Annotated in this window: 9 protein-coding genes; 3 read left to right on the top strand and 6 right to left on the bottom strand. The window is 47.4% G+C overall.

Annotated elements, in window-relative coordinates; genetic code table 11:
- Nucleotides 1–39: 39 nt before the first annotated feature.
- Both QUB66_RS05965 and msrP read right to left on the bottom strand, forming a co-directional pair.
- Complete coding sequence (locus tag QUB66_RS05965; protein ID WP_332966782.1) at nt 40–507, bottom strand: Uma2 family endonuclease; 468 nt, start codon at nt 505–507, stop codon at nt 40–42.
- A 265-nt stretch (nt 508–772) separates the two neighbouring features.
- The gene (msrP, locus tag QUB66_RS05960; protein WP_265234106.1) at nt 773–1,756 is read right to left on the bottom strand and encodes a protein-methionine-sulfoxide reductase catalytic subunit MsrP; all 984 of its coding nucleotides are present in this window, start codon (nt 1,754–1,756) and stop codon (nt 773–775) included.
- A gap of 381 nt (nt 1,757–2,137) precedes the next feature.
- On the opposite strand from msrP, the gene QUB66_RS05955 reads away from it, so the two are divergent.
- Nucleotides 2,138–4,180: a serine/threonine-protein kinase gene (locus tag QUB66_RS05955; RefSeq protein ID WP_332966781.1), complete on the top strand. Its 2,043-nt coding sequence runs from the start codon at nt 2,138–2,140 to the stop codon at nt 4,178–4,180.
- Nucleotides 4,181–4,400: 220 nt separating this feature from the next.
- Here the strand turns inward: QUB66_RS05955 and gatC are convergent, their stop codons facing one another.
- Entirely contained in the window at nt 4,401–4,682 is a 282-nt protein-coding gene (gatC, locus tag QUB66_RS05950; RefSeq protein ID WP_332966780.1) for an Asp-tRNA(Asn)/Glu-tRNA(Gln) amidotransferase subunit GatC, read from the bottom strand.
- 176 nt (nt 4,683–4,858) lie between these two features.
- Entirely contained in the window at nt 4,859–5,380 is a 522-nt protein-coding gene (locus tag QUB66_RS05945) for a photosystem I assembly protein Ycf3 (protein ID WP_265234108.1), read from the bottom strand.
- A gap of 388 nt (nt 5,381–5,768) precedes the next feature.
- On the opposite strand from QUB66_RS05945, the gene QUB66_RS05940 reads away from it, so the two are divergent.
- Nucleotides 5,769–7,088 (top strand): hypothetical protein, encoded by a 1,320-nt coding sequence (locus QUB66_RS05940; protein ID WP_332966779.1) that lies wholly within the window; start codon nt 5,769–5,771, stop codon nt 7,086–7,088.
- 235 nt (nt 7,089–7,323) lie between these two features.
- On the opposite strand, the gene QUB66_RS05935 is transcribed toward QUB66_RS05940, so the two are convergent.
- A complete protein-coding gene (locus QUB66_RS05935) occupies nt 7,324–7,590 on the bottom strand; it encodes a hypothetical protein (protein ID WP_332966778.1) in 267 nt (88 codons plus the stop codon).
- 166 nt (nt 7,591–7,756) lie between these two features.
- The gene (locus QUB66_RS05930; protein WP_332966777.1) at nt 7,757–8,932 is read right to left on the bottom strand and encodes a SpoIID/LytB domain-containing protein; all 1,176 of its coding nucleotides are present in this window, start codon (nt 8,930–8,932) and stop codon (nt 7,757–7,759) included.
- 269 nt (nt 8,933–9,201) lie between these two features.
- Here QUB66_RS05930 and QUB66_RS05925 point away from each other — a divergent pair, with 269 nt between their 5' ends.
- Nucleotides 9,202–10,134 carry a ribonuclease Z gene (locus tag QUB66_RS05925; protein WP_265234112.1) on the top strand — a complete coding sequence of 311 codons (933 nt, stop codon included), beginning with the start codon at nt 9,202–9,204 and terminating at the stop codon, nt 10,132–10,134.
- Nucleotides 10,135–10,339 lie beyond the last annotated feature (205 nt).

The raw sequence follows: 10,339 nt of genomic DNA, 5'->3' as shown, positions 1-10,339 counted from the left end.
ACTTTTTCGTAACTCATTTTTGATGCGTTGAACTTCTATTTATTTGACAATTATATCAGACTTTCGCAGGAGGTCTAGTGTAAACTTATTCACAGAAGAATTCGTGTAATCTGACTCTATTGCTAAATCCGGCGGCGGATCATTTGGCAAATTGATATTTCTGCCTCTAACTAAAGATTCATTTTGAATGTAGAAACAGGAATCAGGTTCGACAGCGCGAGTTAAATCTTCTCGTTCAAGAGTCAGCGAACCCAGACTCCTAAGTTCAATTCCCAGATCATCTACAATGGCTTCCACAAAGCTTTCTATCAGTCGTTTGGGTTCTTCGTGTTCTTCCAGTGGCATTCGGATTTCTAATACTCCTCCATCGTAAGCAATTCTCCAAGCTCTATCGTCCCCAACATCTGCCAGCAATGCTTTAAAAGTTGACCAACTGACACTTTTTAAAATAACTCGATTTTCTGGGGTTGTTTGATGCTCGACGGGAGTTGATGTTGTTGTTACCATTTAACAATTCCTTGGTAGCTTCATCAATTTTCATTATAGTCGATGGACTCAAATTTAAGGTAAAATTTACAAACATAGTGCAGGTATCGGGTAGGGATACGGCACTGCCGTGTCCTGTATTTCATTTTTATGAAGCGAACAAAAAAGATTTTTTAAATTAACCGCAGAGAACGCAGAGACGGCTGAGAAAGAGAAAGGAGAGAAATTAATTATGTGAGGAAGAAGCCGCAAAGCCTGTTCCTCAAATTATATCTAGCGGACTTAATTAACTGTAAAGACTTGCCACATATTCGCCGTAACCGTTATAGGGCAAAGTTGGGCGAGTTTCCCACGACCAACTGTTACCGGGACCGACTACCCGTTCGCTAGCCTGTGACCATCTGGGGTGTGGTTTGTCGGGTTCGACGTTTGCTTCAAAGGCGTATTCGTTGGGGCCGATGGTATTCCAAAAAGTGGCGGGTTGTTTTTCGACAAATTCAATTTTTACAATTGATTTCGCACCCTTAAAACCGTATTTCCACGGAATCACTTGCCGCAGGGGCGCACCATTTTGTTTTGGTAGCCGCCGCCCATACAAACCTGTAGCAAAAAATGCTAAATCGTTTGCCATTTCTTCAATTCGCATACCTTCGGTGTAAGGCCAAGGATAAAATTGCGACATCAAACCGGGGCCGGGAGTGATTTTTGAGTCGTAAAATGAGGTGAAGCGAACGAATTTAGCGTTTGATTGTGGTTCGACATCAGCCATGAGTAATTTCATGGGAAATCCGACCCAAGGAACTACCATCGACCAGGCTTCTACGCAGCGAAATCGATAAACTCGTTCTTCGATGGGGAATTTTTTGTGGAGGTCGTCAATATCGTAGGTGCGGGGATTTTTGACTAAACCGCCTATTTCTACTTTCCAGTTTTCGGTTGGTAAAGCTTGAGCGGCTTGCCAAATAGATTTTGTGCCGCCATATTCGTAAAAGTTGTTGTATTTTGTAGCTAAGGCTTCGTCGGTAATTGCCCGATCGACTTTTGCAAAAGCCGGATTCCGGTTCAATCCCGCGTATGCTTGGGTTGAGCCTTTGTCCAGAGCCGTTTTTGAGCTATCACTGCTTTGACAGCCTGTCAGCGGCAGCAGCGAAGCTGTCACGCCAGCGCCAATTAAATTGGTCATGAAACGGCGACGGTTGAAAAATGCTGTTTCTGGGGTAATTTCTGAGTCGAGAATTTCCCAAGGTTTGGCAACGCGAATTAAGGGCATAAGTAATAGTTAAAAGTTATTAGTTAGTTTGGCCGAAGTTGCCAAAATTTCAATTTTTCAGTCGATTTGAGCTTTGAGATTGACTCCATCGCCGCAATTACTGTATCTGCAATGACAGTATAGCCTAATTCGTTGAGAGCGAGTCCAGCCGAGTAATCTCACAGCTCGGTTCGATCGACCTATTAAACCTCTCTCGGAAGAAAGTCAGCAAAAATTTACGCGCGATCGACAGAAGCAATTGTGGCTAAAATCTCGGAAACAATTATGATCAAGCAAAGATTCAAATTATTTAATTTGTCCACAGGAAGCGGCACGCACCGCCCCGCTTTCCTCCCCCACTCCTCCCTTTAAGTCGGACGGGGGTCTCCAGCGGAAAGACAAATGAGTTACTGCATAAATCCCAATTGCCAGAATCCCCAAAATCTCGATCGCGCGACAGTCTGCACAAGTTGCGAGTCAAACTTGCTGCTCAAAGGCCGCTACCGAGTCTTTCACACCCTCGGTCAAAGTCTCGCTTGCGGCACCTTCCTAGCAGTCGATGAAGACCAACCAGCCCAACCCCGCTGCGTCATTCAACAGTTCTGCGGCTCAGCAGCAGTCGCCGACGGTCAAAAACAGCTAAACCGGACATTTCGCGGCTCGGCCGAGCGACTCGACGAGTTGGGTAAACATCCCCAAATACCGAAACTGCTGGCATCTTTTGAAGTCGAAGGCTGCCAGTATTTAGTGCAAGAATACATCGAAGGCCGCAATTTGGCTGATCGGCTTTCGGAAAAAGGTGTTCTTAAAGAAATGCACATTTGGTATCTGCTGAGCGAGTTGTTACCCGTGCTGGAACTTGTGCACGAAAATCAACTGATTCACCGAGATATCAAACCGTCCAATATTATTCACCGCAAATCTTCCCAAACCTCTGCAGCAATAGCCGAGAAAGAGCACCTGCATTCTTGGGATGAAGAATCCGGGCTAGTTTTGGTCGATTTCGGCGCCGCAATTCCTGCCAACAGCGTGCCGCTGAAAACAGAAACGGTGACGGGTTCTGCCGAATACGCGGCGCCGGAACAAATTAAAGGTGAAGCAATTAAGAGCAGCGACATCTACAGTTTGGGCGTGACTTGCATTCACTTGTTAACGGGAATGTCGCCCTTTGATTTGTTTGACATCAAAGCCGACGCTTGGGCCTGGAGGCATTATTTGAAAGTACCAGTTTCGGGCAGACTCGGCCGCATCCTGGATAAAATGGTGCAGCGAGAACCATCAAAACGCTATCGATCGATCGAAGCAATTCTCACAGACATGAAATACGGCCCGACACCGATAGAGGTGATTGTCAGCAAACCCAAGTGGACTTTAGCTTTGTGGGGGGGAACCGTACTTGCCTTGATTTCAGTAGTGCTGGGTTCTCGCTTGTCATCTCCCGTATCAGAGGCTTTCACTGCTGGTGAGCCTGTTTCTAGCATTCCCGACATTCGGTTCGACCCGCCCCCCATGCAGAATTTCAACACTGAGCCATCGCTGTCACGGCCCGCAGTGCGGACTCTGGTGGATCAAGACAAAAATCCGGTGTGGGCGGTAGCAGTCACTCCCAACGGCCGCGTCATCGTCAGCGGGAACAATGACGGCACAATTCTCCTGCTGCACAAGCGTCACGGCAAAGTGCTCAAGGTTTTACGAGGACATTTGGGACCTGTGTGGTCTGTGGCAGTGAGTCCCGATGGCAGGACGATCGCCAGTGGCGGCGCTGACGGTACGATTAAACTGTGGAATTTCTATTCTGGCCAGTTAATTCGGACGTTGGACGGACACACAGACGGGGTGTTCTCGGTGGTGTTCAGTCCCGACGGCCAAGCCCTCGCCAGTGTCGGCAAAGACAATACTTTGAAACTGTGGCAAGTTGAAGGCGGGGCCGAGTTGCAAACTCTCAAAGGGATTACAGACGAAGTGCATTCAGTGGCTTTCAGTTCCTATAAAGACACTCTGTTTACTGGCAACGGCGACGGTACGATTAAGATGTGGAATTGGAAGACTGGGGAATTCCAAGCCACTCTCACGGGTCATGTTGATGCTGTTTCGGCGCTGACCATCAACCCGGACGGTAAAATTTTGGCAAGTGGCGGCTGGGACAATACGGTGAGGGTTTGGGATATCACCACGGATCACGGGCCCGAACCGTCGGGTGAGGTGACTTTTAGCGGTCATACCGATCGAATTCAGTCTCTAGCTTTCAGTCCCGACGGTGCGACGCTAGCCAGCGGCGATTTGAGCGGAACTATCAAGCTGTGGGCGATGGATGGCGGGGAACAGGGCACACTGAAAGGTCATTCGACTTGGGTGGAATTGGCTTTTAACCCTCAAGACAAAACTTTGATCAGCGGCAGTTATGACGACACGATTAAGGTGTGGGAACTGTCTCCTTCTCCTTGATTTTTGCGATCGTCGGCGCTAGTTTTTGATGACTTACAAGCTATTTCTGTCATTGCTTAACTCGCGCGCGGACAATGGGAGTATCTGTTCTGCGTAAGTCCTGTTTTTGTTGGCGCGGGCGATCGAGTTTAAAAAATCCCCAACCAAATAAACGATTTTGGTTGGGGATTCTGACACAAAATACATCACAGTCGGCGATTGAAAGAGTTCTACTTCCACCCTACATAATTTTAGGGACTTTGAAAAACTCACCATCGCGATCGGGAGCACCAGCCAAAATACTCTCTCCGTTAGCAAAAGGTTGCAAATCATCCGCTCGCATGACATTACTAACATCGATCGCCCGCGTTGTCGGCTTTACCTTACTCGTATCCAGTTCACTCAACTGTTCAAAATAATCCAAAATACCGTTCAGTTGACCAGTAAACTGCTCTTCTTCTTCAGGTGTTAATTCCAATCTGGCTAAATTCGCTACTTTCCGAACTTCTTCTCTATCAATCATAAAAATCGGTAATTGGGAATTGGGCATAGGGCATAGGGCATAGGGCATAGGAAATTGGGAATTGGTTATTTGTTATTTGTTATTTGTTATTAGAGAAACTACTAACTATTAACTACTAACTATTAACTATGCCCCATGCCCCATGCCCCATGCCCCATGCCCCATTCCTATCATAGTTAAAAATACACATCAATCTGCGATCGCCCTGTTGTTTTCAGCCAATTTTGCACCTCAATGTAATTGTTGGGCGCCAAGCGAATAGCCTCCTTCCAATAATCCGCAGCTTTGTCAAACAGCCCTTCCGCCCCTTCAATATTGCCAGCTTCCTTCTCCCTTTCCCCTTGATAGTGATAAATCACAGCAATATTATTCAGCGCTTGTGGCATTCTCGGATTCAGTTCAAGCGCTTCGCTGTAATACTCCAAAGCTTTATCGTGTTCGCCGTTGCTAGTATGGATTAGGGCCATATTGTACAAGACATAACTGCGATCGTAAGGATCTTCCTCAATCTTCAGCGCTTCATGATAATTGTCCAGCGCTTCAGCATATTCGCCATCAGCTTGAGCCGACATACCATCCCGATAATAAGCAAAAGCTTCCTTAGCCTGCTTTTTCGCCGGCATAATCTTCAGAATGATATCGGCCATTACTGTGAAACTTTTGTCAATAAAGTTATCGTTGCGTTGAGTTCTTGGCATAATTCAATTTTTGGGTTAGTGGCTAATCAGAAAAATTAGCCTGTAAAGTTTTCCTATTAAGAGTTTTGCAACTGTTTGGGTTGAGATTTGCGCCGAGGACGCTTGCAAAGGCTGATGAGACACAACTGCAAACCTGAAAACACGCGCTTGCGAGGCCGGGCTCGCGCAAGTCCCATCTATTTTAAAGAACTATTGTCAGACTTGCAAAAAAAACCACATTTCTTTAACCTATTTTCCGGCTATGCGGGCGATCGCCGAGAACGATAGCAATATTTGGCTCCCAAGTCAAGGGCGACAGCAAAAAAAATGAGAAGCCCGATCGACCTTCACCAGCTCCAATTCCCGCAATATAATAAAAACAACGGGTAATTTTCACAGAGAGAAACCTATGGCTCCGAATCCCACCATTATGCAAGCCGTCGAACAACTTGGCTACCGCGTTACGGTTGGAGACGTGGCGGCAAAAGCTGGATTAGATGTCAATTTTGCCCAACGAGAACTGTTAACCCTCGCCTCCGAAGCAGGCGGCAACCTGCAAGTAGCAGAATCCGGCGACATTGCCTACATATTTCCCAACAACTTTCGAGATATTTTGCGAAACAAATTTTTGCGCTTGCAGTTGCAAGAATGGTGGCAAAAAATCTGGAAAGTTCTATTTTACCTGATTCGGATATCTTTTGGCATAGTGCTGGTAGCTTCCATCCTCTTAATTTTTGTGGCGATCACGCTTTTACTCTCCAGCATGAGCAACAACGATAACGGAGGAGGAGGCGGCGGAGGAGGCGACGGCGGCGGAGGAGATGGAGGGGGCAGCTTTTTCTTTTTTCCCTACTTGTGGAACGACTTAATCTGGATATTTTACTGGAACCATGACGAACCTTCCTACCAGCGATCGCGCGTAACCGGCCAAAAACCCCAGATGAGTTTTCTGGAAGCAGTTTTCTCCTTTATATTTGGAGATGGCAATCCCAATCACAATCTAGAAGAGCGCAAGTGGAGCGATATTGCCGCCGCAATTCGCAACAACCGAGGCGCCGTCGCCGCCGAACAAATTGCGCCCTATCTCGACAATCTCGGACAGGGATACACGCGAGAATACGAAGAATATATGTTACCAGCTCTCGCGCGTTTTGACGGCCGCCCCGAAGTCAGTCCCGAAGGGCAAATAGTCTACCATTTTCCGCAATTGCAAACCACAGCCGCCCAGCAAAATGCTCAACCAGTAACAGCTTATTTGCGAGAAATGCTGTGGCGTTTCAGCCAAGCTAGCTCCGGCCAAGTCATGCTCGCAGCAGGGTTGGGAGCCGTAAATCTTGTCGGTGCGTTAGTTTTGGGGAATTTATTGACTAAAAGTGCGATCGCAGGTGGATTTATCAGTTTAGTCAGCGGTATTTATCCAATCCTACTGATTTACGGCGTCGGATTTCTCACAATTCCCTTAATTCGCTACTTCTGGATTCAGTGGAAAAATAGCCAGATAGAAGCTCGGAATCAAGAGCGACAGCAGCGAGCCATGTTATTAAACCAACCCGATGCCAACTTGCAGCAAAAACTGGCCTACGCTCAGGAATTTGCAGCCGAAAACGTTCTGACTGGAGAAGACTTAGCTTATACCACAGAAACCGAATTAACTCAACAAGAACTAGAACAGTCAGCAAAAATAGATGCCGAATGGCAGCGGCGAATTGGGCGATCGGACAACTCATAATATAGCCCTTCTCAGAAAGATGAGGTACGCGAACGGCATAGGGCATAGGGCATAGGGCATAGGACATAGGGCATAGGACATACCTGACTTTTTTGAGAACCTTTGCCACAATCCAATATCTTTATGGTGGAACTGGCTTCTAGCCAGTTCAGAACAGACAAGATGCCCGTTCCACAATCCAATATCTTTATTGTGGAACTGGCTTCTAGCCAGTTGCTAAAAATGGTACAAAATTTCAATTTTTATTGAGCTCTGAAATTTTCGTGATCCGAGTTTTTTTAACAATTTTAGGGCGTTTAAAAATCAAACAATTTTGGTCATACTTCGAGTCGTGGCGGAGAGCCACAAGTTCCCACCCTTCCTCCCCCAATTGATTAACAAATAGATGCAGCGAGCCTTGTTTCCAATCTCGCATTTCTTCACCATTTACATATAAACTAATTAGCTTATTTCCAAAAGGATACATATTCGCATCCACCAATAAATACTCCCACTTTTGCATAGAAATCCTTAATTTAGTTAGTCATTAGTCATTAGTCATTAGTAATTGGAAATTGGGAATTGGGAATTATTCTTCCCTCTTCCCTCTTCCCTCTTCCTTCTTCCCTCTTCCTTCTTCCCTCTTCCTTCTTCCTTCTTCCCTCTTCCCTCTTCCTTCTTCCCAGCAGTTACTGCACAGCAATTCTAGCCAAAGCAGCGCCCCGGTAATAGTGCAACAAAATCTGCTGGTAGCCGTATCCCTGTCTAGCCAAATTGTAAGCCCCCCACTGACTCATCCCCACAGCGTGACCGAAACCTTTACCAGCAACTTGAAAACCCTTAGGAGGCTGCCCGCCATTTCTCCCACTAACAATCCCGCCGTACTGAGGAATCACGGTAAAGCGGGTACTCCTCAAATTTAGAACCCGACGTAAATCCGCGCCAGTCATCACCCTAGAACCACCATCTCCGACTACTTTCATGGACAAAACGCTGCCGTAAGCGGTAGTGCGTTCTGGCTTCATCGAGATTACGTTACCGACGCCCGAAATCTTGCTGCTCATTTGAGCGCGGGAAAAGTTTTCTTTCCACTGGTAAACCGGCGCGCCTTGGTCGAAGTCAGGAACACCGCGCAGGTAAGGCAGGGATTCCGTCCAAACATCCTCAACATTTTCGGTATGTCCGCCAGATGCCGAGTGGAAAACGGCTAGAATAATCTGACCGTTGTAGGCGAGAACTTGACCTGCGGTAGCATCGACTGCGCTATAAGTACCCGAAGATTCTGTTTGCAGTCCTTTGTAAACCTGCGATGATTGAGTGTCGTCCACATCGTAAAGGTCGGTTTCGCTTTTGAGGCGCTGGTGGAGAGCGTAGGAACGGGCGGCGACTGCTTGGGCTTTCAAAGCCTCTTGAGGCCAATTGCCACTCATTTCGGCGCCGAGAACGCTGTAGAGATACTGTTCGATATCGACGTAGTTGACCGCAGTCAAGGCTCCTTTTTCGGGAACTACAAGGGTGCGTCCGCGATACCATCGATCGCCAATCCAAACATAACCGTTCCCCGTCGGCTCGATCCAAATTTGATTGGCAGCCCAGCGGCCAATTGCCACAGTTCCCGATCGAAATTGAGCCGACTGAGAACTATTTGCCGACAGTTCGCCCAAATTGCGCCCGCTACCGTCGCGGATTGCAGCCTTAGTAGAACTGCCGACCTTAATCTGACTTGTCCCGTCTTGTACCGCAACTCGCAAAATCAGCGCAGCCTGTGCTGGGGCCACCATGACCAGCCACAACAACAGCGAAATCCAAAAATAGCGTTTTTTTAATGTCGAAACAATGGAACCAAAGAACACTCCTGACTGCATTTGAAAAATTTCCTCTTGTGCTATATGAGTTTGAGAATTTTTAAGACCAAGGTTCGGTTCGGGAAAAAGGAAGCGGAACCGCAGAAAGAAAACGTTAGAATTGGGTTTGGCACTTTGTGCGCTAGTCAAAATGATTGGAGCGACTAGATGCTAGCAGCAACAGCGATTTATCCCGGTTCCTGCCTGCGAATATTTCCTTTATGTCGGATTGACCGCACCCTGGATATTTGTAACATATTTTTTAAGATTTAATTGAGGTGATTTGACTCTTGCAGATTACATTTCTCGGAACTAGCTCCGGCGTCCCCACGCGATCGCGCAACGTTTCCAGCATCGCCCTCCGCTTGCCCCAGCGAGCGGAACTCTGGCTGTTTGACTGCGGGGAAGGAACTCAGCACCAGTTTCTCCGCAGCGAGCTCAAAGTCAGCCAACTGAGCCGCATTTTCATCACTCACCTGCACGGCGACCACATTTTCGGCTTAATGGGTTTGATGGCTAGCTGCGGTTTGGCGGGGAATGTCAAGCGCATCGATCTTTATGGGCCTCCGGGACTTGAAGAATATTTGCAAGCTGGCGTTCGCTATTCTCAAACTCATTTTTCTTACCCGGTGAAGGTGCACAAAAGTCACGAGGGAGTCATCTATGAAGATGACGAATATATTGTTAGTTGCGCTCCTTTGAAACACCGAGTAACTGCTTTTGGTTATCGTGTCACCGAGAAAGACCGGCCGGGACATTTTGATGTCGAAAAAGCGAAGGATGTGGGTATTCCTTCCGGGCCACTTTACGGCCAATTAAAACAAGGAAAGACCGTAAAGTTATCGGATGGGCGACAGTTTAAAGGTACTGATTTTTGTGGGCCGGATCAAGTTGGGCGCAAATTTGTGTATTGTACTGACACGGTTTTTTGTGACAGCGCGGTGGCATTGGCGAAGGATGCTGATTTGTTGGTGCACGAAGCGACTTTTGCCCATCAAGATGCTCAAATGGCTTTCGATCGCCTGCATTCAACCTCAACAATGGCGGCTCAAGTTGCTTTGCTAGCCGGGGCGAAACAGTTAATTATGACGCATTTTAGCCCGCGTTACGCTCCGGGAAATGCGATCGTCCTAGATGATTTGCTCAAGGAAGCCCAGGCAATTTTTCCGAATACGAAAATGGCCTACGATTTCCTGACTTGCGAAATACCGCGGCCTGAGTAGTCGTGGGATGCGTCAGTCGATTTGAGATTTTCCATTTTTCGATTTGAGATTCACTCGACAGGTATGACACAAGCAACCGGGTTTCGATGTGTCGAGTGCGTCCTGCGACTATCTCTAGCTGAGCCATTGTCAAGCCTAACTCCGCGCGATCGACCGCCGCGACGACCTGCAACAGCCAATGGTTGCTACAATCGGGGAGGGTATA

It is taken from the genome of Microcoleus sp. A2-C3 (assembly GCF_036706065.1).
In the GTDB taxonomy this organism is placed as follows: Bacteria; Cyanobacteriota; Cyanobacteriia; order Cyanobacteriales; family Microcoleaceae; genus Microcoleus.
Note: the sequence above shows the minus strand (reverse complement) of the source record. Positions and strands in the feature narration are given on the sequence as shown.